This is a genomic window from Paludibaculum fermentans (genome assembly GCF_015277775.1).
Taxonomy (GTDB): Bacteria; Acidobacteriota; Terriglobia; order Bryobacterales; family Bryobacteraceae; genus Paludibaculum; species Paludibaculum fermentans.
Window position 1 is genome coordinate 7,909,577 of record NZ_CP063849.1, and the last position, 22,838, is coordinate 7,932,414.

At 65.3% G+C, this 22,838-nt stretch carries 17 protein-coding genes; 3 read left to right on the plus strand and 14 right to left on the minus strand.

Features of this window, described 5'->3' with window-relative positions:
* Window positions 1–27: 27 nt before the first annotated feature.
* The 10 genes from IRI77_RS31390 to IRI77_RS31435 form a co-directional block, all read right to left on the minus strand.
* On the minus strand, window positions 28–2,448 hold the full coding sequence (locus IRI77_RS31390; RefSeq protein ID WP_194448896.1) for an ABC transporter permease: 2,421 nt from the start codon (window positions 2,446–2,448) through the stop codon (window positions 28–30).
* A 103-nt stretch (window positions 2,449–2,551) separates the two neighbouring features.
* Window positions 2,552–5,104 (minus strand): polynucleotide kinase-phosphatase, encoded by a 2,553-nt coding sequence (locus IRI77_RS31395; RefSeq protein ID WP_194448897.1) that lies wholly within the window; start codon window positions 5,102–5,104, stop codon window positions 2,552–2,554.
* Window positions 5,101–6,507, minus strand: coding sequence for a 3' terminal RNA ribose 2'-O-methyltransferase Hen1 (locus IRI77_RS31400; RefSeq protein WP_194448898.1), 1,407 nt, complete (start codon window positions 6,505–6,507; stop codon window positions 5,101–5,103). The genes IRI77_RS31395 and IRI77_RS31400 overlap by 4 nt, the downstream gene beginning before the upstream one ends.
* Window positions 6,508–6,632: 125 nt before the next feature.
* Window positions 6,633–8,981, minus strand: a complete 2,349-nt coding sequence (locus tag IRI77_RS31405) for an ABC transporter permease (protein ID WP_194448899.1) — start codon at window positions 8,979–8,981, stop codon at window positions 6,633–6,635.
* Window positions 8,982–9,026: 45 nt separating this feature from the next.
* Window positions 9,027–10,901 (minus strand): pyrroloquinoline quinone-dependent dehydrogenase, encoded by a 1,875-nt coding sequence (locus IRI77_RS31410; protein WP_194448900.1) that lies wholly within the window; start codon window positions 10,899–10,901, stop codon window positions 9,027–9,029.
* Between the two features lie 31 nt (window positions 10,902–10,932).
* The gene (locus IRI77_RS31415; RefSeq protein ID WP_194448901.1) at window positions 10,933–11,409 is read right to left on the minus strand and encodes a hypothetical protein; all 477 of its coding nucleotides are present in this window, start codon (window positions 11,407–11,409) and stop codon (window positions 10,933–10,935) included.
* Between the two features lie 15 nt (window positions 11,410–11,424).
* Window positions 11,425–12,198 (minus strand): hypothetical protein, encoded by a 774-nt coding sequence (locus IRI77_RS31420; protein WP_194448902.1) that lies wholly within the window; start codon window positions 12,196–12,198, stop codon window positions 11,425–11,427.
* 92 nt (window positions 12,199–12,290) lie between these two features.
* Window positions 12,291–13,493 carry an ATP-grasp domain-containing protein gene (locus IRI77_RS31425; protein WP_194448903.1) on the minus strand — a complete coding sequence of 401 codons (1,203 nt, stop codon included), beginning with the start codon at window positions 13,491–13,493 and terminating at the stop codon, window positions 12,291–12,293.
* Window positions 13,494–13,498: 5 nt separating this feature from the next.
* Complete coding sequence (locus tag IRI77_RS31430; RefSeq protein WP_194448904.1) at window positions 13,499–13,726, minus strand: hypothetical protein; 228 nt, start codon at window positions 13,724–13,726, stop codon at window positions 13,499–13,501.
* Window positions 13,723–14,913 carry an ArsA family ATPase gene (locus IRI77_RS31435; RefSeq protein WP_194448905.1) on the minus strand — a complete coding sequence of 397 codons (1,191 nt, stop codon included), beginning with the start codon at window positions 14,911–14,913 and terminating at the stop codon, window positions 13,723–13,725. The genes IRI77_RS31430 and IRI77_RS31435 overlap by 4 nt, the downstream gene beginning before the upstream one ends.
* Window positions 14,914–14,999: 86 nt before the next feature.
* Here IRI77_RS31435 and IRI77_RS31440 point away from each other — a divergent pair, with 86 nt between their 5' ends.
* Both IRI77_RS31440 and IRI77_RS31445 read left to right on the plus strand, forming a co-directional pair.
* On the plus strand, window positions 15,000–16,667 hold the full coding sequence (locus IRI77_RS31440; RefSeq protein WP_194448906.1) for an amidase: 1,668 nt from the start codon (window positions 15,000–15,002) through the stop codon (window positions 16,665–16,667).
* A gap of 14 nt (window positions 16,668–16,681) precedes the next feature.
* Window positions 16,682–18,094, plus strand: coding sequence for a glycosyltransferase (locus IRI77_RS31445; protein ID WP_194448907.1), 1,413 nt, complete (start codon window positions 16,682–16,684; stop codon window positions 18,092–18,094).
* Window positions 18,095–18,110: 16 nt separating this feature from the next.
* Here the strand turns inward: IRI77_RS31445 and dnaJ are convergent, their stop codons facing one another.
* From dnaJ to hrcA, 3 genes are read right to left on the minus strand one after another with little or no spacing between them, the layout of a single operon-like run.
* Window positions 18,111–19,229 carry a molecular chaperone DnaJ gene (dnaJ, locus tag IRI77_RS31450; protein WP_194448908.1) on the minus strand — a complete coding sequence of 373 codons (1,119 nt, stop codon included), beginning with the start codon at window positions 19,227–19,229 and terminating at the stop codon, window positions 18,111–18,113.
* 2 nt (window positions 19,230–19,231) lie between these two features.
* Complete coding sequence (gene grpE, locus IRI77_RS31455; RefSeq protein ID WP_194448909.1) at window positions 19,232–19,774, minus strand: nucleotide exchange factor GrpE; 543 nt, start codon at window positions 19,772–19,774, stop codon at window positions 19,232–19,234.
* Between the two features lie 38 nt (window positions 19,775–19,812).
* Window positions 19,813–20,835: a heat-inducible transcriptional repressor HrcA gene (hrcA, locus tag IRI77_RS31460; RefSeq protein WP_194448910.1), complete on the minus strand. Its 1,023-nt coding sequence runs from the start codon at window positions 20,833–20,835 to the stop codon at window positions 19,813–19,815.
* A gap of 29 nt (window positions 20,836–20,864) precedes the next feature.
* Between hrcA and IRI77_RS31465 the strand changes: the two genes are divergently transcribed.
* Entirely contained in the window at window positions 20,865–22,358 is a 1,494-nt protein-coding gene (locus IRI77_RS31465) for a sulfatase family protein (protein ID WP_194448911.1), read from the plus strand.
* On the opposite strand, the gene IRI77_RS31470 is transcribed toward IRI77_RS31465, so the two are convergent.
* On the minus strand, window positions 22,330–22,728 hold the full coding sequence (locus IRI77_RS31470; RefSeq protein WP_194448912.1) for a hypothetical protein: 399 nt from the start codon (window positions 22,726–22,728) through the stop codon (window positions 22,330–22,332). The two genes, IRI77_RS31465 and IRI77_RS31470, sit on opposite strands and share 29 nt — an antisense overlap.
* Window positions 22,729–22,838: the final 110 nt, after the last annotated feature.

A 22,838-nucleotide genomic window follows, 5' to 3' on the forward strand; every position in this document is an offset into this window, starting at 1 on the left:
CCGCAACAGGGCAAGAGGAAACTGCGCCTATTGTTCGCGCAAGACCTGCATGGGATCGATGCGGGCGACACGGAAGGCCGGAAGCCACGCCGCTGTGATTGCGACGACGAACAGCAGGGCGGCCGCGGATAGCGTGGTGGCGGGGTCGTTTGCGCTTACCTGATAGAGGACGACGGACATGAGCCGCGTGAGCGCGAAGGAGCCCAGAACTCCGATGAAGATCCCGGCGCCGACCACCCGGAGGGTCTGGCGGACTACCAGGCGCTGCACATCGGCCGGCCGCGCCCCGAGAGCCATGCGGATGCCGAATTCGCGAAGGCGGAGATTGATGGTGTAGGCGACCACACCGAAGATTCCGAAGGCGGCGAGGCCCAGGGCGGCCGCGGCAAAAACACTGAGAAGAGAGAGGGTCAGGCGGGCGGAACTGGTCGCTTCGTCGACGATGTGGCGCATGGTCTCAAGCCGGTAGACCGGCATGTCGGGATCGATGCTCCAGATGGCGTGCTTGGCGCTTTCGATGAGGGCGGCTGGCTCGCCCGCGGTGCTGAGCACCAGATTCATGCGCTCGGTGGGGGCCTGGAGATAGGGGCTATAGAGGGTGGGACGAGCCTCCTGGTCAGGTCCGGTATGTTTGACGTCAGCCACCACGCCGACGATCTCGGCCTTGGCCCGGCCGAGCAGGAGGCGGCGGCCTATGGCCTGGTTCCCGCGGAAGTAACGGCGGAGGAAGGCTTCGTCGGCGATGACGGCGAGCGGCGCGCCGGCCGAGTCGCGTCCGTCGAACAGGCGGCCGCTCTTGAGAGGGATACCCATCGTCTGGAAATAGGCCGGACTGACGCGGCGAAAGTCGGCCTGGAACCGCTCATTGGCGGGGAGCACGGGGCCATTCTCGATGAGGAAGCGCACGCGGTCGCCCTGAGCGTGGAGCGGGAGTATGGAAGTGAGGGCGGCGTTGCGGACGCCGGGCAGGGCCTGGGCGCGCTCGAGCACTTGGGAATAGAAGGCGCTTTGCTCCGCGCCTTGCTGGTAGCGCATATCCGTAGGCAGCTCCATCTCGAGGGTGAGGAGATGATCCGGACGGATGCCGAGGTCGGCATTCTGGAGGCGGGAGAAGCTCTTCAGCATGAGGCCGGCGCCCAGGGAGAGGACCAGGGCGAGGGCGATCTCGGCCGCGAGCAGGGCATCGCGCAGGCTGCGGCTGCTTTCAGCGCCGGTGCGGGTAGTCTGTTTCAGATTCTCAATCAGGTCGGTCTTGAGAGCATGCAGGGCCGGAGCGAGGCCGAACAGGATTCCGGTGAGGAGCGAAACCGCGAGCGAGAAGGCGAGGACCCGGCCGTCGATGTCGAAGCCGCGGAGCGTGACCTCGGCGGCGGCGTCCGGAATAGGCACCGTTGCGGGCACGATGGCGGAGAGCAGGGCCACGGCCCAATAGGCGAGCAGCGTTCCCACGACTCCAGCGGCTGAACTGAGGACTACGCTTTCCGTCAGGAACTGGCGTACGAGGCGGCCGCGGGAGGCGCCCAGCGCGGCACGCATGGCGATTTCGCGGCGGCGGCCGACGGCCCGGGCCAGCAGGAGGTTCGCCACATTTGTGCACGCGATGAGAAGGACGAAAGCAACGGAGGCGAACAGAACCAGCAACGTCGCGCGGATGTATTCGACGGTGACGGATTGGAGCGGAAGAACGGCCACCTGCCAGCCCTCGATTTCCGGGTGCAAGGCGGCGAGCCGGGTCTGGATGGTATTGAGTTCAGCCTGGGCCTGCGCGGGGGTGACGCCGGGTTTGAGGCGGCCGAAGACGCCCAGATCGTGACCGAGCCGGCTGCGGTGATAGCGCAGTTCGTCGTCGGGCCAGGGTACGAACAGGTCGGACTGGAAGGGCAGGCCGAAGCCCGGGCGCAGGACGCCGATGACCTGATAGGAGATGAGGTCCATCATGACGCTCTTGCCGATCACGGCAGGATCGGCGCCGAGGGTGTTGCGCCAGAAACCGTCGGAGATGAGCAGCAGGGGCTTGCGGCCGCCGTGGCCGTCCTGCGGAGTGAAGAACCGGCCGAGGGCGGGGCGGGCGCCGAGGACCGAGAACAGGTTGGTGGTGACTCGCATGGCCGGCACCTGCCGGGGTTCTCCGAGTCCAGTGAGTGTGCCGGTGCCGAGTTCCACCGCGGCGAGGTCCTGGTAGAGACGGCTCTGTTCGCGCCAGTCGTAGAAGTTGGGCCCGGAGGGACCTTCGCGTTTGACGCCCTGCTGGCTGCTGGTCTCCCACACGATGGTGAGGCGGCTGGGGTCAGGGAAGGGCAGGGGCCGGAGGAGGACCGAGTTCACCACACTGAAGATGGCGGTATTGCCGCCGATGCCGAGGGCGAGGACACCGATGGCGACGAGGGAGAAGCCGGGATTCTGGCGCAGTGTGCGCACGGCGTAACGGATGTCGGCCAGCAGGGACATAAAGGGTGGAGGGCACGCGGCCCGCCAATCCTGGATGGTTGATTCGGCGTGAGTTGGCGCGGCCGGCGTGTCCGGTCGTGGGACACAAGCTGCACGGAACCGGTCAGAGGCGCGGGTCGACGGGTTCGGATTCGAGGGCGAGGACTCCGAAGACGCACTCGTGGACGCGGCGGAGGGGTTCGCGGGCGGCGAAGCGCTGGAGGGCTTCGACCCCGAGCGCGAATTCGCGGAGGGCGAGCGAGCGTTTGCCGTTGAGGGCCCGGGCGCGCAGGCGGGGGAGTTGGTCTTCGGCGGTGTATTCGGGTCCGTAGATGATGCGGAGGTACTCGCGGCCGCGGCATTTGATCGCCGGCTGGATAACGCCCTTGGGGCCTTTGGCGATGTAGTGGAGGGGTTTGACGACCATGCCTTCGCCGCCTTGCGCGGTGAGGCTCTCCCACCACTTTGTGGCTGCGGCGACAGCGGTTTCGTCGTTCAGGTCGACTTCGAGGAAGGGCGTGGCGACCAGGAATTCGGGATCGGCCGCGGCCAGGCGATGGAGGGTTTCCATGTGCCAGCGATGGGTCTTGTCCGTGTGGACTGCGCCTTCCGAGGCCAGCAGGTGGAAGGGCGCGAGGCGGTAGTCGCTGAGCGAGTTCACGGGCCAGCAGTAGCGGCGGTAGGCGTCACGATACTGGCGGACGCGGCGCAGGCGGCGTTCATAGGGCTGAGTGAAGTGGGCGGCGGCGGGACTGCGGCGGAGGGCTTCCACGACGATTTCCAGGGACGCGACTCCGGCGGCGCCGACGGGGGCGTACTGGCGCTGGATGAGTTCGCGAGCCTTGGCGGACCACGGCATCAGCTCGCAGTCGAGGCAGAACCAATTGGACTGGAATTCGTCCCAGAAGCCGGCCGTGGTGAGGGCCGTCTGGATGCGGGCGATGAAGGCGGCTTCTTCGGCGGGTTGGGAGAAGAAGGGCCGGCCGGTGCGGGTGTAGCAGACGCCCTGGCGGCCGTCGGGCGAGCCGAAGCGTTCGCGGGCGGAGGGGGCGTCGCGGCAGACGACGACCACGGCCCGGGAGCCCATGTGCTTCTCCTCGCAGACGACGTGTTGGACCTCGTTGCGGCGGAAGTAGTCGAAGGCCTGGGTTGGGTATTCAAGGTAGTCCGGCAGGGTTGAGGTCTCAGCCGGGGACATGGTGGGCGGCAGGTAGATGATCCAGCGCGGCTCGGTGGCCAAGCGGCTCATCACTTCGAGGGCGGCGATGGAATTCTCCTCGCGGATGGTGACGGAGCGTTGCAGGGCGGTTTCGATGACGCGCTTGCCGGTGACGTCCTCGAGGTCAAGGACATCGTCGAGGTGCTGCTGGCTGGAGCGCCGTTCCGGGACGGGCGGGCTGATGGGGCGCGCGGGCACAGCGTACTGCTCCGCGGAGGGTTGGCTGACGAGTTCGCGTTCCGGATAGCGCAGGGCGGTGAGTTTGCCGCCGTAGACGGCTCCGGTGTCGATGTTGATCGTGTTGTTGAGCCACTCGGGCTCGGGGACGGGGGTGTGGCCGTAGACGACGGTGGCTTTGCCTCGGTATTCGGCGGCCCAGTTGTAACGGACGGGCAGGCCGAACTCGTCGGTCTCGCCGGTGGTCTCGCCGTAGAGGCAGAATTCGCGGACGGCGCCGGAGCCGCGACCGTGCATCTCCTCGCGCAGGCCGGCGTGGGCGACAACGAGCCGGCCCTTGTCGAGGACGTAGTGGCTGACGAGGCTGTCGAGGAAGGCGGCGAGTTTGGTGCGATCCTCGGACGGCCAGGTTTCGAGCTCGGCGATGGATTGCTCCAGGCCGTGGCGGATCTGGACGTTCTTGCCCTTGAGCCAGCGCATGAGCTTCACGTCGTGGTTGCCGGGTACGCAGAAGGCATGGCCGGCGGCGCACAGGTTGCGGACGATGCGAAGCGAGTCGGCGATGTGCGGGCCGCGATCGACGAGGTCGCCCAGGAAGATGGCCTTGCGGCCGGCGGGGTGGCTCCAGGATTCGGCGCCCCAGGGGGCTTCGGGCGCCTCGAGGGCATAGGGTTGCCAGCCGAGCTGCCGGAGCAGGGCGCGGAGTTCGGCGGCGCAGCCGTGAATGTCTCCGATGATATCGAAGGGGCCGGTTTCGTGCTTGCGGTTGTTCCACAGGGGCGCGCGCCGGATTTCGATCTCCTCGCCGGGCTCGATGATGTGCACGTAGCGGAAGCCTTCGCGTTCGAGGCCGCGCAGGCCGCGCTTGAGGTCGCCGATCTGGCGGCGGACGACGTGGGGGCCGAAGTCGCGGTCGGGCCGCTGGCTGTTGCGGTCGAGGCAGACGCGCTCGGGGGTATTGATGACGAGGGCGACGGCGATGCAGTGGTAGCGGCGGGCGTGCTCGACGAGGCGTTTGCGGTCGTCGGGGCGGACGTTGGTGGCGTCGACGACGGTCAGGTTGCCTCGGGCGAGACGCTTGCCGAGGACGTAATAGAGCGTGTCGAAGGCGTCGGCGGAGCAGGCCTGGTCGTTCTCGTCGTTGCTCACGAGGCCGCGGAAGAAGTCGGACGAGAGGATCTCAGTGGGTTTGAAGTGCTGGCGCGCGAAGGTGGATTTGCCGGAACCGGAGGCTCCGACCAGGGTGACGAGGGCGAGTTCGGGGACCTCGATGATCCTCATGCGGACACCGCCTGGGGCAGGGTGAAGAGGGCCATCTGGGAGGGGGCGCCGTGCTGCTCGTCGACAGGACCGACGGGCTCGAAGCGGACCTGGTAGGCGAAGCGGGCGGCGGTGGCCTGGGCCCAGGTGGTGAATTCGGCGCGGGTCCACTCAAAGCGATGGTCGCCGTGGCGGAACTTGCCTGCGGGCAGGGTAGGGAACAAGGCGTTGTACTCGCGGTTGGGGGTAGTGATGAGGATGTGTTGGGGCCGCGCGAATTCGAAGACGACGCGTTCCAGGGCGGCGAGGCGGGGCGGGTCGAGGTGTTCGATGACTTCGACGAGCGCGGCGGCATCGAAGCCGGCGAGGCGGTTGTCGCGATAGAGAAGGGAGCCCTGGAAGAGCTGGATGCGTTTGCGCTGGCGCTCGGACATGCGATCGAGGCGCAGGCGGGCGGAAGCGATTTCGAGGGAACGGTGGCTGACGTCCATGCCGGCGATACGTTCGATGGCGTGGTCGGCCAGAAGGCGGCGGAGGAGTTTGCCCTCGCCGCAGCCGAGGTCGAGAACGGAGCGGGCTCCGAGTTCCTTGAGGCGGCCGGCGACCTGGTTGAGGCGCTGGGTGTGGAGCGTCATGGGGCGCTCGAGGTCTTTCTCGGCCAGGGCGGACTGTTCTGTGCTGGTCTCGCCGGCCTCGACGGCGGCGGATTCCTCGTCGAGGAGCCGGGCGAAGGCGGCGTTCATCAGGTCGGGCTTGCGGCGGAGATAGCGCTGGACGATCAGTTGGCGGCGCGGGTGGCGGCTGAGCCAGCCTTCGCCGTGGCGCAGGAGTTTGTCGACCTCGGCGTCGCCGATGTAGTAGTGCTTGTGATCGTCGAGGACGGGCAGCAGGACGTAGAGGTGCGAGAGGGCGTCGTGGACCGTGACCTCCGCCTGGAGGTTGAGGGAAACGTAGCGGCTATCGCCCCATTCGGGGAAGTGCGGATCGAGCGGGAGGGTCTTACTGGCGACGCGGTAGCCCAGGGGCTCAAAGAGCTGAGGGAGGAGATCCTGGTCGCCTCGGGCGCGGAGGACGGCGACTGAGATTTCGAGCGGCAGGGGTTGGGTGACGAGTTCCGGACGTTTCTGGCAGATGCCGGAGAGGGCGGTACCGAAGATGCGGCTGATGGCCACGGTGAGGAAGGATGACGAGACGTACGGCCGGTCGTTCACATAGTCTTCGAGTTGCTGCGCGCCCCGGACGAGTTGGACGGGGTCGAGTTCCAGCAGGAGGCAGGCGGTGCAGCGGTGGGGCTCGGCGTCGGTGTAGAAGACATGGGCCTTGCCGAAGGAGAGATCGGCCGAGTGCAAATTGGACGGGTTTTTGTGGAGGAGAAAGCCTAGATCGGTGGCCGGTTCCGCAGTATTCGTAATGCTTATCAACACGCATTTCGATTATCGGATGAATGAGGGGTGAATTGTGGCGGACGGGTGCGGGATCAGGGGATCCCGCGCCGACCTGGGGGGCCGCCGTCCTATTGGTTGCGGATTCGGGCTGGGTTTGAGTGGGGCTATTCCCAGCGGAGGGCGATTTGGGGATCGACGCGGCTGGCCCGGCGGGCGGGGATGTAGCAGGCAGCCAGGACTACCAGGAGCATGGCCGCGGAGATGGCTGCGTACAGGATTGGGTCGCCCGGGTTTACTTCGAAGACCAACGTCCGGATTACCGGGCGGAGGATTGCCGCGGCGATCAAACCTAGAACCAGGCCCACGGCGCCCAGCAGCAGGGCCCGGCGGAGGATCATGCGCTGGACTGTGTAGGTGCCGGCTCCCAACGCCATGCGGATTCCGATTTCGCGGGTGCGCTGGGTCACCGACCACGAGATCACGCCGTAGATCCCGATCAGCGCCAGGAGGAGAGCCAGGCTCGCGAAGGCCGTGAGCAGGGCCATTGTGGTGCGGCGGGTGGTGGAGGTGTCCTCGACGATTTGCGGCATGGAGAGGACGTCGGAGATGGGGATGGCGGGGTCGATGGAGCGGATCGCCTGGCGGACTGTGGCGGCTAGCGCTTCCGGCTGGATGGTGGTGCGGAGGATGAGGTAGTTCGCCGCGAAGCTGGGGAAGTAGAAGTCGTTGGTGGGTTCGGAGTCGAGGCCGAACTGGCGGACATCGCCCGCGACTCCGATGATGGTCGAGTAGCTGGGCTTGGGGCCCCAGGGTCCGGTGACGAACTTGCGGCCGACGGGATTGTCGCCAGGCCAGAAGCGCCTGGCGGTGGTCTCGTTGATGATCACGACGGAGTCGTTCACGTCGCGTTCCGTGAACTCGCGGCCGGCTTTGAGTGGGATGGCCAGGGTCTGGAAGTAGCCGGGGCTGACGATGCGGAGTTCCGCGGCTGGCAGGCTGTCGGGGTGGATGAGCGGGCTACCGGGGACATTGAAGCGCATCGAGTAGGCGCGATTGGCGACGAGGGGGAGTGTGTTGGCGGCGGCAACGGCCTGGACGCCAGGCTGAGACTGGAGTTTCTCCTGGAGGCGGTGGTAGAGGTCGGCGGGGTTGCGCGACGGGGGCATGGAGACGCACATCGTGAGCAGACCCTGTGCGCGGAAGCCCGGATCGACATGCATGAGCCGGAGGAACGACTTCACGAGAATGCCGGAGCCGGCGACCAGGACCAGCGCCAGGGCGAATTCGATGACCGCGAGGGCGCTGTGCGTGGTGGCGGTGCGGCCGGCGGTGGAGGAGCCGGGCCGGATGGTGGTATTGAGGTCAGTACGGGCGGCGTGGAGGGCGGGGGCGAGTCCGAAGATGACTCCGGTGAAGAGCGTGACCGCGACGGAGAAGGCGATGACCGGGGCGTTGAGCTGGGTGGACTCGGGCGCGAAGAGGGCGATGGCCCAGGCGGCGAGGAGAAGGCCCGCGGCTCCGCCTGCCATGGCGAGGACGAGGCTTTCGGTGAGCATCTGACGGATCATGCGCCAGGCTCCGGCGCCCAAGGCGGCCCGGACGGACATCTCCTGGGTGCGGCGGCCGGCCCGGGCGAGCAGCAGGCTGGCTACGTTGGCGCAGGCGATGAGGAGGATCAGGGCTACTGCTCCCAGCAGAAGCAGCAGGGCGGGGCGCTGTTTGGCGGTGAGATCGTCCTGCAGGCCGATGACGAGGGAGCCGAAGCCGCGGCTGGTGGTGGGGTGTTCGGCGGTGAGGCGGCGGCAAATGGCGGTGAAGCGCTGGTCCACCTGGGTGGTCGTGACGCCCGGCTGTAGGCGGCCGATGAAGCCTAACGAGTGGCGGACAGGGTTGGTGAGTTCGTCAGCGAGAAGCGGGCCATTGGGCAGCCAGAGATCCGCCCAATCGGGGAACTGGTAAGAGGCGGGCATGACGCCGACGATAGTGTAGTCCTGCTCATTGAGACGGACTCCGCGGCCGATCACCTTGGGATCCGCGCTGAACCGGGTCTGCCAGAGGCGGTGGCTGAGGAGGATGGAGGTGACGGGCTCGTTGGCGGTGAAGCCGCGGCCCAGTGCCGGAGCGGCGCCGAGGGTGGGCAGGAGGTCCTCCGAGATAAATGCGGCGTGGACTTCGGCGGCGTCCCCACCGGGCGGCATCATCTGGAAATCCTTGGGCACGTGGCGGTACCAGGCGGATTGGACGAAGAGGCCGGATTCGCGCCGCAGGCCGTCGAGCTCCAGCGGGGAGAGGCCGAGCTGGGGGTATTGCGGGAGGTAGGTGTCCCAGACGGCGACGAGGCGCGCGGGGTCGTGGAAGGGCAGGGGCTTGAGGAGGGTGGCGTGCACGACGCTGAAGATCGCCGTGTTGGCGCCGATGCCGAGGGCGAGCGTGAGGACGACGACGGCGGTGAAGCCCGGCGCGCGGCCGAGCGTGCGGAGCGCGTAGCGAAGGTCCTGCAAAAGATCGCCCATGGGTGCCTCCCGATGATCTGAGTGGACGGGGCAGCCCTGATTTCGTTACGGCAGGCTGAAGACAACGAGGGTGTTGTCGAGCTTGCCGAGGCTGGCTTCGTGGCCTCCGGCGGCGACGGCGACGAACTGTTTGCCGCCGGTCTGGTAGGTCATGGGGACGGCCCGGGAGCTGGCCGGGAGCTGACCGCGCCAGAGCTCCTTGCCGGTTTCGATGTCGTAGGCCTTGAGGAAGGGATCGAGGGTGGCTCCGAGGAAGACGAGGCCGCCGGCGGTGGCGATGGGTCCGCCGAGCAGGATGGAGCCGAACCTGGTGGCGACGGGCTCGGGCATGCCGGGGAAGGCACCGACGGGGACCTGCCATTTCAAGGCTCCGGTGGAGGCGTCGATGGCGGCGAGGGTGCCCCATGGCGGAGGCGTGCAGGGGACGCCGCTGGGGGCGCGCAGCAGGACGCGGGACATGGCGTAGGGGGCGCCTTTCTGTTCTGTGATTTCGGCTCCGATGCGGTTGTTGCTGCGCGCCTCTTTAAAGTCGGCGGCCGGAATGAGCTTGATGACGGCGGCGAGGTTATTGATGGGCACGATGAGGGTGTTGTGATCGCGATCCCAGGCGAGTCCGCCCCACTGCATGCCGCCGACGTTGCCGGGGATGATGAGGGAGCCCTGGAGGCTGGGCGGCGTGAAGATGCCCTCGTTGCGGAGGGCGGCGATCTGGTCGCGGCACCAGGTTTTGTCGGTCTCATTCAGGCCGAAGGCTTCCTCGGCCGGGAGACTCTGGCGCGTCCAGGCTTTGGGCATCAGCGGCACGGGCTGGGTGGGCGAGGACTGCTCTCCGGGTATGTCGCTGGCGGGGACTTTGCGCTCCTCAACGTCGAAGAGGGGCGCGCCGGTGGTGCGGTCGAGCAGGAAGAGGTGGCCGGTTTTGGAGCCAAAGGCCACGGCGGGGATGCTCTGGCCGCGGCGCTGGAACGTGAAGAGAGTGGGCTGGTTGGCGACGTCGTAATCCCAGATGTCGTGATGGACGGTCTGGAAGCCCCAGATGCGTTTGCCAGTGGCGGCGTCGAGGGCGACGACGGAGTTGGCGTCGCGGTTGTCGCCGGGGCGGAGGCCGCCGTAGTAGTCGGGACTGGAGCTGCCGGTGGGGATGAAGACGAGGTTGCGCTTGGGGTCGGTGGAGAGGATGGACCAGGCGTTGGCGGCTCCGGTGTTGGCGGTGTCGATGGGGTGCCAGGTCCACTTCAAGGCACCGGTGCGGGCATCGAAGGCGCGGACCTCGCCCGAGACGCTTCTGGCGCGGTGGTTGTCGGCGATGGCGGAGCCGACGATGACCAGGCCGTTGATGACGGCTGGCGGGGAGGTCTCTTCGTACTCGCCTTTGTACTCCGGACCGCGCTTAAGGCCGGTTTCCAGGTTGATCTCGCCTTTGCCGGCGAAGTCCGCACAGGGGGCGCCGGTGGCGGCGTCGAGGGCGGTGAGGCGGGCGTCGATGCTGGAGAAGAAGATGCGTTGGCGGCAGGGGGCGCCTGCTTTGGCCTTGGGGTCGGACCAAAAGGTGACACCGCGGTTGGCGAAGTCGCCGTAGTCGCCCGGGATGATTTTGGCGTCGTAGGACCACTTCTGCTTGCCGGTGGCGGCATCGAGGGCGAACACGTGGCCGTAGGGCGTGCCGATGTACATGACGCCGTCGATCACGATGGGGGTGGCTTCGAAGGCGGGCGCCCTGCCCCGGCCGGGCGGCGTGAGGGGTTCACCGGTGGAGAAGGTCCAGGCGACCTTGAGTGAGGTGACGTTGCCGCGATGGATCTGTTTGAGTGGGGAGTATTTCGAGCCACCCTCGTCGCCGCCGTAGACGGGCCAGTTGGTGTCGCCTGCGGAGAGGATGGAGCACACAAGGAGGGCGGCCCAGCGCCAGTGGGTAGACATGAAGGCAGTGTCGCAGGTCTGTTGGTGGGGCTCAACCGCGGAGGAAGAGATCTTTGGTGGCCTCGATCCCCTCCCAGCCAGTGAGGAGGAGCGCTCCGGCGGCCCAGAGGTAGTGGCCAATGGCGGGCTCGATCTTCTCCTGCACAAAGAAGATCCAGGTGAAGATCAGGCAGAGAATGACCGGGTACAGCAGGAAGCCGCGCGATCCGCGCAATGAGCGGGTGAGGCGGGCTCCGAGATAGAAGACCGCCACGATGTTGAGGTAGCCGCTACTGAACGCCAGGAAGTTGAACTTCTCAGGCTCGCTGATGCTGGAAAGAGTGACGGCCGCACAGAGCCAGCCGGGGATGCCGGTGCCGCCTATGCGCACTGCCGGCAGAATGAAGCTCAAAACGAAGATGGCGGAGCCGATTGCCAGGCAGGCAGTAGAGCCGGCGCTGGGACCTGAATCCTGCGGTAAACCGTGGTCCGCCGGCGGCGGGGCGCCTTCGTCAGGTTCGGTGTCCATCGTCGTGACGCACGATCAGAGGGCGAGCTTGCCTTCGAACATCATGTCCTTCAGCTTGAACTTCCGTTTGATCGACAGTTCTCCGAGCTTGGTGGCGAACTCGACTTCCTTGTCTTCCAGCTCGATGAGGTGCGTGCGCGGGAAGCTGAAGCTGAAGGCGAACGAGTTGGTTTGTGAGACCTGGACGACCAGGGGCTGCAGCTTGTCGTGGGCCTTCCAACTGAGGCTGGTGGCTTCCTTGATCTCGGCTTCCACCCTAGGTGTGAGCTGACGAGGGCGTTCGGTGGCGGCTTCGTTCTTCCTGGGCGGGCCGGAGACGTTGATGACGTAGAACTGGTCTTCCTTTTCGAGGAAAGCCTTGGCTTGGGGTGACGTTGCGGCCTCCGCGCCCATCTTTGAGTAGACGAGAGCCATCTTCATGGGCAAGGCGCTCATCCAGCGAACGGTGTAGATGACGCTGGGGGCGGCCACTGGGCCGTCATTCGTTACGCCACGGCCGCCGCCGCCCGATTCCGTGGGCGCGCCGCCGGCGTCCGCTGTGGGCGTGGCTCCACCACCACCGCCGCGCCCGCCACGGCCACGGCCGCCGCCACCGCCGGACGGCATGGTGGAGCCTACTGTAACGGAGACTGGCTTGGCCCAGGGAGAATCGCTGAGGATGTGCTGGAGCTCCTTCTCATTCCATTCCGCGGGCTTTTTGGCCGCCCAGGGTTCCTCCGCCCAAGTAGGGATGGGCCAAGCGGCGGCGCCAAGCAGGCAGAGGGCATCACGACGATTCCAACCGGGCATACAGGACCTCCTGAGTACGATTCACTCAGAAGCATACACCAAGGCTGGCAGTCCCGCCAGCGGAGCAGCGGGTCCGATTGTCTCCGCTGCAATTATTCCGTGGGCGTGGACTTGGCGGGCGCGTAGGCCCAGAAGTCCTGCTGGACGCGGTCCTGCATCTCGCCGAGGATACCCTGCACTTTGCTGTGCGATTCATCCTTCACGATGAAGCCGACGTGGTGCTGCTTGTCCATGCGCCAGACGATCTCGGGGTATTGATAGGCGGAGGTATCGGGGCGTTCCTGTTTGGCTAGGGAGACGAGCAGGCCGGCGTAGTCGTTGCGCGCCGCGGGTACGTTGTATTCGCTTTTGCCGCCGGCGACTTCGATGCGGGCCCATTCGGCCCAGAGGTTGATGCCGGTGGCGGCCTCGACGAGTTCGGCGATGTGGGCGCCGCCGACGCGGGCCGCGGTCTCGAGGAAGTACACTTTGCCGTCGAGCTTGCCGATGATGTACTCGGTGTGGGAGACGCCGCGCACCAGGCCCAGGGATTTGAGCAGGTGCTGGTTGAGTTCGAGAAGTTCCTTCTCCTGCTCGCTGCCGCGTTCCAGCAGGCGGGTGGTGAAGATGCCGCCGCCCTGGGCGACGTCGAGGGGCGGGCGTCCGTAGCCGCTGGCCACGGCGAAGAGGATCTCGCGGTCGTTCACGATGGAATCGACGTGGAAGATGTCGCCGGGGACGTAGCGCTCCAGCAGGTAGTTGGGCGCGTTGTCGCCGAGTTCGTGGATGAGCGACCAGAGTTCATCGGCGGTTTCGACCTTGCGGATGCCGATGGAACCGGCAAAGCTGCGTGGTTTGAGAACCCAGGGGGCAGGGGTGCGTTCGACGAAGCGGCGGATGCGCTCGTGGTTCAGGATGTGGACGAACTCAGGCACGGCGATGGCGGCTTCGTTGGCGCACATGCGCATGGCGAGCTTGTCGCGGAAGCGGCGCACGGTGGTTTCGCCCATGCCCGGGATGCGGAGGTGTTCGCGCAGGGAGGCGGCGAGTTCGAGGTCGAAGTCGTCGAGGGGGACGATGCGGTCGAGGTGCTCAGTGCGGGCGAGGAAGGCGACGGCCTTGAATGTGTCCTCGCGGTTCCACACTTTGTTCTCGTCGGGCATGTAGAAGACTTCGTCGACGGCATCGCGCGGCCATTGGTCTTTGAGGCTGAGCGAGGTGAGGAGCAGGACGCGGGCGCCTTCGGCCTTGGCCTTGTAAAGGAAGGCATGGCCCTTCTGGTAGCTGGCGATAGCCAGGATCGTGGGTGGACGCATAAGGACTACTCGACCGGGACTTTCGTGCCCTTGGTTTCGGGCTGGGAGAGATTCTCGATGCGAGCGTCGATGAGCGCGCGAATGCCTTTCAGGAACTCGATACGCGCGGTGTCGAAGTGTTGTTTAGCGCCTTCGGGCGGGCCGATCTTGCGCAGGAACTCACTCATGGCTGGTCCGGCGCCGCCGCAGAAGCAACTGCCGCAATTTGCCGAATTGGTCTTGTCATCGATCATGGGCGCTCCTCCATCCTGACACTCAGGATGCCACCATCCAGCTTCGCGCGCACGGGGGTGAGCGCCATCATGGAGGCGGGCAGCCCGATGTGGCGGCGGATGGTTCCAATTTCGACGACGAGTTCGTCGCCTTTTTTGAAGAGACCCACCTCGCCTTTTTCGGTGAACGGGACGCGGAGGTGGACCTGATAATAGCCCTCGTGTTTGGTGAAGTCGTAGGGGCGTTCGGTGCGGGTTACAGCGGCCGGGTCGGCTTGGCCGTCGTAGAGGACGCGGGCCAGTTCCGTGATGCGGGGCAGGCCGAGCACCTCGTGGGGGAAGAGGGGAACCTGCGACACGGGGACTGGGGCGAAGTAGGTCACTACCTCGCCCAGGAAGTGCTGCTGGGAGGCGCGCCACTCCAGGAAATAGGCGTCGGTGATGGTGTCGGGCAGGACGCGATTGACGATGACCTGGTCGACGGTGAGGCCGTGCAGGGAGAAGTAGACGAAGGCGCGCTGGGTTTCGCGGATCACCATCTTCTCGACGTTGGTGACGAGGCGGACGCTGGTGATGTTGGGGTCCTCCATCAGGGTGTCAATGCCTTCAATTTTGTTGAAGAGCTCCTTGACGTTGGCGAAGTAGGAGTCGGGCGGCAGTTCGACGGGCGAGACGCGGTTGGCGAGGGGCCGGACGGCGCGCAGGATGCCGCGCTGCAGGGGGAAGATGTGCTTCATGTACCAGTCGAGCGTGGTCGGCATGGAGACGAAGCGGAGGCTCTCGGCGGTGGGGGCGCAGTCGAGCACGACGACGTCGTAGCGCGATTCGCGGCGGTACTGGTTGACGTACATCATGGCGCTGAGTTCTTCCATGCCGGGGAAGATCGCCATCTCTTCGGCCTCGACGTCGTTGAGGCCGGAGGTGCGCAGGACGCCGGTGATGTAGCCGGCGATTTCGGCCCAGTGGCGTTTGATCTCCTTCTGGATGTTGACTTCGTGGATGGAGAGGTTGGGGGCGATTTCCAGGGGTTCCGAAGTTTTGGCCTGGAAGAGGCCGGACTCCAGGTCGAAGGAGTCGGCCAGGGAATGGGCCGGGTCGACGCTCATCACCAGGGTGCGGTAGCCCAGTTCCGCCAGGCGGACGCCGGTGGCGGCGGCGACACTGGTTTTGCCAACCCCGCCTTTGCCGCTGTAGAGAAGAATGCGCATCTGCCTCTATGATGCGCCCGGAGAGCGCGGAGTGGGATTTTCCGCAGCGGATGGCGGGCGGGGGTGGTGGATTACCATGGACATTCATGGAGCGTCGCCAGTGGTTTCAGTTGATGGCCGTACTTTCGGCCGCGCAAGCCGTGCCGGCTCAACCGCCTGAGCGGCCGCCTGCGCCGAAATTCACGCCGGAGCAGGTGACGGCCGCCCTGAAGTTGCTGGGGCTGGAGTTCACGGAGGCCCAGGTGGATGCGATGCTGCCGGGGCTGGGGCGCGCGGCGCTGGATTATGAGCGGCTGCGCAAGATCGACGTGCCGCTGGAGACGGAGCCGGGGATCAGCTTCCATCCCGGGCTGCCGGGTAAACAGCCCAAGGGCGGGGTGTCGCGTTTCGCACCGCTGGTGAAGGCCGCACCGGTGAAGAAGACGTGGTCGTCGGTGGAGGAGCTGGCGTTTGCTCCGGTTACGGAGCTGTCGGCCCTGCTGCGAGCGCGGCTGGTGAGTTCGACTGAGCTGACCAGGATGTACCTGGAGCGGCTGAAGCGGTTCGGGCCGAAGCTTTTGTGTGTCATTACCCTGACGGAAGAGTTGGCCTTGCAGCAGGCGAAGGCGGCGGATGCGGAGATCCGGGCCGGGCGGTATCGGGGGCCGCTGCATGGAGTTCCTTACGGGTTGAAGGACCTTTTTGCCACGAAGGGTATCAAGACCACGTGGGGCGCGGAGCCTTTTCAGGACCAGGTGCCGGATTACGACTGCACGGTCTACACGCGGTTGAAGAAGGCGGGCGCCGTACTGTTGGGCAAGCTCTCGATGGGGGCGCTGGCGCAGGGCGGATTGTGGTTTGGCGGGATGACGAAGACGCCGTGGAACCTGGAGCAGACCTCCAGCGGGTCGTCGGCCGGTTCCGCCGCGTCGACTGGAGCCGGGCTGGTGGGGTTCGCGATCGGCACGGAGACGCGGGGATCGATTATCTCGCCGAGTATCCGTTGCGGCACGGTGGGGCTGCGGCCGACCTATGGCCGGGTGCCTCGCACGGGGGCGATGGGGTTGAGCTGGACGATGGACAAGGTGGGGCCGATTTGCCGCTCCGTCGAAGACTGTGCCCTGGTGCTGAATGCGCTGTATGGGCCTGACGGGCACGACCGCACGGTGACGGCGGCGCCGTTCCATTGGGAGCCGCGGCTGCCGCTGGCGCAACTGCGCATCGGGATCGCACAGAAGTCGTTCGACCAGATGGCGGCCGGCGAGTCGAAAGACGTCTACCTGAAGGCGATTGGGGATTTGAAGGCGGCCGGGGTGAAGATGACCGCGGTGGAAGTGCCGGATTCCATGGCCGGGGCGTTGGGGCTGATTCTGACGGCGGAAGCGGCGACGGCCTTTGACGACATCACGCGGGACGGGCGGGTGGGGCAGTTGAAAGGGCAAGGTGCGGGCGACTGGCCGAATACGTTCCGGACGGCCCGGCTGATTCCGGCGGTGGAGTATTTGCGAGCCCAGCGCGCCCGCACGCTGCTGATGGAGCAGATGGAGAAGTTCTTCCTGGATTGGGACGTGGTGGTGTGTCCGCCGTTCTCGAGCCTGGGGTCGACCAACCTGACCGGGCATCCGCAAGTGGTGGTGCCCTGTGGATTTTTGAAGGGCATGCCTCAAGGATTGAGCTTCCTGGGCCGATTGTGGGAAGAGGGGGCTCCGCTGCGGGTGGCTCTGGCCTATGAGCAGGCCACGAAATGGCACCTGCAACGGCCGCCGCTGGGTTAGGTTACAGAAGAACAATGCCTTTACTGTCCATCATCGTGCCCGTCTACAACGAGGAGGAGTTTCTCGGCGCCCTGCTGGGCCGGGTGCTGGCCGCAGCGTTGCCGGAGGGGTTGGAGCGGGAGATTGTTGTGGTGGATGACGGCTCGGACGACGGGTCGTGGGAGATCGCGACGCGGTATGCGAAGGATCATCCCGAACAGGTGCGCGCGTTCCGGCACGAGAAGAATCGGGGCAAAGGCGCGGCGATCCGGACGGGCCTGGAGCAGGTGAAGGGCGAATATACGGTAATCCAGGATGCTGATCTGGAGTACGATCCACGCGAGTATCCGAAGCTGCTGGCGCCGCTGCTGGTGGGCAAGGCGGATGTAGTCTACGGTACGCGGTTCGCGGTGGGGAACGAGCGCCGGGTGCTGTACTTCTGGCATTCGCTGGCGAACTGGTTCCTGACGAATACGGTCAATCTGTTCAGCGACCTGAACCTGACCGACGTGTGGACCTGCTACAAGGTTTTCCGGACCTCCCTGATCCAGAGTATTCCGCTGCGCAGCGACGGATTTGGGTTTGAACCGGAAGTGACGATCAAGCTGTCCCAGCGGCAGGTGCACATCTACGAGACGCCGATCAGCTACCACGGGCGCACCTACGAAGAGGGCAAGAAGATCGGCAAGTGGGATGCGCTGCTGGCGCTGCTGACGGTGCTGCGCTTCGCGTTCCTGCGGGACATCTACAAAGAGTCCGGTCCGGAGATCCTGGATACGCTCTCGGGCGCGATGCGGTTCAACCGGTGGATGGCCGACACGATCCGGCCTTATGTGGGGCAGCGTGTCCTGGAGATCGGTGCGGGGATCGGGAATCTGTCGCGGTGCCTGGCTCCGCGGCGGGAGTTGTACCTGGCGTCGGACATCGACGAGGAGCACCTGGCGCGGCTGCGGTCGCGGTTGTCGCACCGGCCGAATTTTCGCGCGGTGACGTGCAATCTGAGTCATCCGCCGGATTTCGACGAACTGGAGAACCAGGTGGATACGATTGTCTGCCTGAACGTGCTGGAGCATGTGGAGGCCGACCGGACGGGCCTGCAGAATATGTACCGGGCGCTGACGCCTGGCGGGCGGGCGATCGTGCTGGTGCCCGAAGGCATGTCGGTGTACGGCGAACTGGACCGCGTGTTGGGCCACTGCCGGCGCTACTCGGAAGCCGAATTGCGCGAGAAGGTGCTGACCGCGGGGTTCGAGATCGAGACGCTATTCGGGTTCAACCGGCCGACACGTCCGGGCTGGTGGTTCAATGGGCGCATCCTGCGCAAGCGCAGCTTTTCACGGTTCCAACTGGCGGTGTTCGACCGCATGGTGTGGCTGTGGAAGCGGATCGACGGCTGGCTGCCCTGGTCGCCCACGTCGCTGATTGTGATTGCGCGGAAGCCGCGGTAGGGCGCGGCTCCGGCGGCTACATCAGGTAGTCTTTGAGCTTGTCGAGGATGCTTTTCTCCTCGGGTTCGTTCTCGGCGGGCAGGGTTTCGCGGAGCTGTTCCATGAGTTTCCGCTGTTCCCGCGTGAGTTTGCGGGGGGTGCGGACCTCGACATGAACGATGAGGTCGCCGCGGCCGCCGCCATTGACGAACGGGACACCTTTGCCGCGCAGGCGTAGGGTTTCGCCGCTCTGCACTCCTTCGGGCACCTTCATGCTTTCCAGGCCCTCAAAGGTGAGGACGTGGATTTCCGTACCCAAGGCCGCTTGCGCGAAGTTGACGGGCACGATGCAGTGGAGGTCGTACTCCTTGCGTTCGAAAACCGGATGGGCTTTCACGCTGAGGAAGACATAGAGGTCGCCCGACGGGCCGCCATTGGCTCCGGGTTGGCCTTCTCCGGTGACGCGCATCTTCATGCCGGTGTCGACGCCGGCGGGGATCTTGACCTTCAGCTTTTTGGAGGTCTGGATGTAGGCCTCGCCCTTGCATTGGCGGCAGGGGCGCCGCAGGATCTTGCCGGACCCGCCGCATTGGCCGCAGGTCTTTCGGATCGAGAGAAAGCCCTGCTGATAGAAGACCTCGCCGCGGCCGCGGCAGACGCTGCAGGAAGTCCAGCCGTCTTCGCTCTCGGCGCCGGTGCCTTTGCAGGACTGGCAGGCTTCGAGGCGCGGGACCTGGATTTCCGCTTCCAGGCCGCGGATGGAGTCTTCGAACGAGATCTCGAGGTCGTAGCGGACATCGTCGCCGCGCTGGGCACGACTGCGGCGGCGTCCACCGCCTCCGCCGAAGAGGTCGCCAAAGCCGAAGAAATCGCCGAAGATGTCGGCGAAATCCGAGAATGCGTCGGGGTTGAAGCCCTGCTGGCCGGCGCCGCTGACGCCCTGGTGGCCGTAGGTGTCGTAGGTGCGCTTCTTTTCGGGATCGCTGAGGACGCTGTAGGCTTCGGCGGCTTCCTTGAATTTCTCTTCCGCCTCGCCATTCCCCGGATTGCGGTCGGGATGGTATTTCAGCGCAAGCTTCCGGTAGGCGCTTTTCAGCTCCTGATCGCCGGCACTCCGCTCGATGCCCAAAACCTCGTAATAATCGCGCTTGCTCACGTTCAACCCTTCACCGCGACTTTCACCATGGCCGCGCGCAGCAGGCGGCTCTTGAAGATGTAGCCACGCTGATACTCAGCAACGACGGTGTCGACGTCGACATCGGGGGATTCGCAGCGGTCGATGGCGAAGTGAATATTGGGGTCGAATGGCTTGCCTTCGGACTCAATGGGTTCCAGGCCCAGTTTGCGCATCGCTTCCGCCATCCGCTGGTAGATGAGCGCCATGCCGCGCGCATACTCCGAGTCGGCGACTTCCATCTTCTGGGCGCGTTCGAAATCGTCGAGCACGGGCAGCAGCGCCTTGAGGGCGTCGTAAGAGCCATACTCAATCGCTTCCGCTTTTTCCCGCTCCGTACGCTTGCGGAAGTTGTCGAATTCCGCCGCCAGCCGAAGCAGGCGGGCGTTCAATTCGGCTTTTTCCTTTTCCAGTTGATCGCGCTGGGCAACCAGAGCCTCAAGCTGCGCGGAGGCATCGCTAATGGCGGCCACATCCTCTCCATCGAGTGTGGGCAGAGCCTCGGCGTTGGTTGTATCTTTCTCCATCTTTTCTTCCAAGTTTCAGGGTATCAGGCGTCTAACGTCTATTGTGGCAGAGTTTTTAAAACAAGCCCGACGTGCGTGACAGCCGCCAGCACGCGGGGGTAGTTCATCCGCATGGGACCCAGAACGGCCATTTTGGTCTGCAGGCCGCCCGGCATCTCCACGGTAATTCCGATGAGTGAGAAGTCGCGCATGGCCGGGTGGGCGTCGCCCAAGCCGATCTGGACTTGAATCCCGTCGGAGCTGTCGGCGAGGAACTGGTCCAGCAGTTCCATCAGCCGTTTCTTCTCCTCGAGTGCGCGGAAAAGGTCGCGCAGCCGCTCCTTGGTGAGGTGCAGGTCGATGCCGACCAGATTGGAGGCGCCTTCGAGGTAGATTTGCGGCACCATCCCGACCTGAAGCAGGCCTTGCGAGTACAGAATGGTGAGCTTGCGCAGCAGCGAGTCGTAGGTGGCGCGCTCTTCCAGCAAGCGGCGGCCGAGTTCGCGGCGGATGTCCTGCAGGCTCCAGCCGCCAAACTCCTGGTTCACATAGTTGCGGATGGAGTTGAGTTCGTCGGGCGAGACGGGTTCCGTCAGATGCGCGACCTGGTTGCGAACGAAGCCATCGCTGGTGACGACGACCATCAGGACCCGCAGTTCCGAGAGGGGCACCAGTTCCAGGTGATCGAGGCACTGGCTGATGGCGGGGATGGCGGCAACAATCCCTACGTTCCGGGTAAGTTCGGTGAGCAGGTGCGAGCTGTGCTCGGCGCGCTCCTCCAGGCTATTGCGCTGGACGAGTTCCTCGCGCAGGCGGTCGAGATTGGCGCCGGGTACACGGGAAGTGGCGATCCCCTGGGCGAAGTGCTTGAACGCCTTGGGTGTAGGGACGCGGCCGGCGGAGGTGTGGGGCTGGTCGAGATAGCCGAGGTCCGCCAGGTCGGCCATGATGTTGCGGATGGTGGCGGCGCTGAGGTTGTCTTTACGCAGACGGGCGATGCTGCGCGACGCAACAGGTTCTCCGGTCTCGATGTACATCTGCACTATGGAGTGCAGCACTTCGATGGTTCGAGGAGACAACATACCCCTATCACCAGATTATAATCACGACTGTGCTGACGCGACGTGCCTTTGCGGCGGGAATCGCTCCGGCGGTGATCACCCGGGGCCAGTCGAAGAGGCGGCCCAACCTGCTGTTTCTGATGGCGGACGACCACGCAGCCTATGTCATGGGGTGCGATGGGAACCGGCAGGCGCTGACTCCGAACCTGGATCAACTGGCCGCCGAGGGGGTCCGCTTCGCGGCCCACCACTGCAATTCTCCTGTGTGTACGCCGTCGCGGCAATCGCTGTTGACGGGGCAGATGCCGCATGCCGCCGGAGTGACGGTGCTGAGTACACCATTGTCGACGGATAAGCCTACCCTGGCCAAGCAGTTACGCACGGCGGGCTACCAGACGGCGGTGTTCGGAAAGATGCACTTCAACCGGGCGGCCGAGCCGGGGTTGCATGGCTTCGACGTGGTCTCGACCGAGGATGTCATCGGACGCGAGTGGCAGCGTGCCGTGAGACCGGCGGCGGTGCCGGACGGGATGCGGACGAAGGCTTTACCGTGGCGTCCATTCCAGACTCCAGCGCGGGAGTGGCTGAATGCCGCGAAGCTCCCCTATCCCTGCCGGGATGCGGAGATGAAGGGAACTTTCATCATCAATCAGGCCATGCGGTACCTGGAAGAGAACGCGAACAGGCAGTTTGCCTGCTGGGTGAGCCTGATGGAGCCGCATTCGCCGTTCGACTTTCCGATCGAGGACGCGGGCGCAATGGATGCGTCCCGATTCCATGTTCCGGAGGTGGGGCCGCGGGATGGGAGCCAGATTCCGCTGATCTTCCGGGACCTCTCGTCGGCGGAGAAGCAGGGGATCGCCGCGGCCTACTACACTTCGGCGCACTTCCTGGACCGGAACATGGGCCGGGTGCTGAAGAAACTGAAGGACTTGCGGCTGGACGAGAACACCCTGGTGGTCTATACGGCGGATCACGGGTACGACTTGGGCCAGCACGGCCGGTTCGAGAAGCATTGCGGGTACGATCCGGCGCTGCGCGTGCCGCTGATCCTGAGGCATCCGGGGAAGATCCGGCCCCGGGTGGTGAGAGAGTTCACGGAGCATTTGGACCTGGCGCCCACGCTGCTGGAGCATCTGGACGCTCCGCCTTTGCCGGTGCAGCACGGGCAGTCGCTATACAAGGGCCGGAAGTTGATTGTCAGCGAGTATCTGGAGAATGAGGAAGTCTTTGTACGGACGGAGCGCTGGAAGCTGTTGTACGGCAGCGGCCGGCGAGCCCGGACGGACGGGTATGTGACTGATAATCCGACCCAGGGACGCAGTACTCGTTTGTTTGACCTGGCGGCGGACCCTGGCGAATTCCAGGATGTCGCCGCGGCGCAGCCGAAGCCGGTGGAAGCATTGAAGAAAGCAGCGTTGCAGCGGTTTCGCGATACGCATCCGGAGGCGGCGCGGGAGCCTTCGCAGGGTGGGGTGGACGATCTGCTGGACTTCTACCTGGTGCCCCGGGACGCTAAGCCTGTACCACCGCGGCCTGCTTGAACATTGCCTCGGTCTCCGGTTTGAGCAGGACCCAGAAGCTGTAGAGTGAGACGGCGGTGCCCAGTGGGAAGTGCAGCAGGTTGATGGCGGCCAGGACCAAGCCCAGGATGCGCGCCCAGGGGCGCACGTAGTAGAGGCCAAATCCTAACACCAGGCAAGGCAAGGACATCACGAGGATCAACGTGATGACGATGGTGGACACCACCTGGATCAATTCGACGGGGATGGCTGCGGCTTCGTCGACTACGTTGGCCAGGAAGACGTGGAGGAATGAGGCTCCGGCGAAGGTGAACACGGCGGCGAGTACGCCGATGCCGCCCAACACGATATTGAACCAGGCGAGTATCCTAACGTGTGTTGCTAAGGGCATGGCGGTTCCTCCTCGGAGACTACACTGTCCATCTTACGACCGGAGAGGCCCAGTCGTTCCCCGAATGTATGCCCTAAAACGGCGGGATAAATGTAGCAGCGGCCGGAGGC